This is a genomic window from Methylobacterium sp. CCH7-A2 (assembly GCF_001557075.1).
In the GTDB taxonomy this organism is placed as follows: domain Bacteria; phylum Pseudomonadota; class Alphaproteobacteria; order Rhizobiales; family Beijerinckiaceae; genus Allobosea; species Allobosea massiliensis.
Genome location: NZ_LSKN01000036.1, coordinates 1 through 1,065, shown reverse-complemented (window position 1 = coordinate 1,065; position 1,065 = coordinate 1). Strand labels below are relative to the sequence as shown.

At 65.4% G+C, this 1,065-nt stretch carries 1 protein-coding gene; it reads left to right on the top strand.

Annotation, left to right across the window (positions count from 1 at the left end):
• Positions 1 to 377 precede the first annotated feature (377 nt).
• A partial coding sequence (locus tag AX750_RS03360; protein ID WP_156462426.1) for an ABC transporter ATP-binding protein occupies positions 378 to 1,065 on the top strand: 688 nt, incomplete at its 3' end.

The following is a 1,065-nucleotide window of genomic DNA, read 5'->3' as shown; positions in this document are numbered from 1 at the left end:
CCAGCCATTCCGGCGCCGATGACGGCCCAATGCTCACTCACTGATCGATTCTCCAGCCTCTAACGCCTACGGATGACGTAGCTGGGCGGATCAGAGCAGCTGGTCAGACGAAGGCGCTGGGCATCGCAGGGAGGCCGCGCCCTATCCTTCATCGGCCTCGGCGGGAGCTTCGCGGTGATCGGCCGAACGCGCTGTTTGCAGCCTCGCTTCGTGAGTAGTCGTTTTGGTTAAGGTGGCGCTCGCCGGCTCACTTGGCAGAGGCGTGACAGGCTATCGCGCCAAGCTTGTTTTCCATAGCGAGAAGGCATTGGCCTCATGTGCGACGAATGGTTCAACTGGGCCGCCAAGACCGGCTAATTCATTGACTTCAAGGGTTCATGGATATTCTGCGGATCAGCGATTTGCGCATCGGCTTCACGATTCACGGGCTTGCTCGCGACGTCGTGAAGGGCGTTAGCCTGCGCGTTCCCGCGGGCAAGACAGTCGCGCTCGTCGGCGAATCCGGCTCCGGCAAGTCGGTGATCTCGCAGGCCATCATGGGGCTGCTGCCGCGCGCCGGCGCCGTCACCGGCGGCGAGATCCTGTTCCGCGACCCCGAGAAACCCGGCTCGTCGATCGACATCGCCGGCCTGCCGGCCGAGGGCAAGGAGATCCGCGCCCTGCGCGGCGGCCGCATCGGCATGATCTTCCAGGAGCCGATGTCCTCGCTCTCGCCGGTGCACACGATCGGCAACCAGATCGAGGAGGCGCTGCTGCTGCATCGGCCGATGCCGAAGGGCGAGGCGCGCGGCCTGATCGAGACCATGCTCGGCCGCGTCGGCTTCAAGGACCCGGCGCGCGCCTTCGGGCTCTACCCCTTCGAACTCTCGGGCGGGCTGCGCCAGCGTGCCATGCTCGCCATGGCACTGATCTGCAAGCCGGCCCTGCTGATCGCCGACGAGCCGACGACAGCGCTGGACGTCACCATCCAGGCCCAGGTGCTCGACCTGATGCGCGATCTCCAGGCCGAGATGGGCATGGCGATCCTGCTCATCACCCATGATCTCGGCGTCGTCGCCAACATGG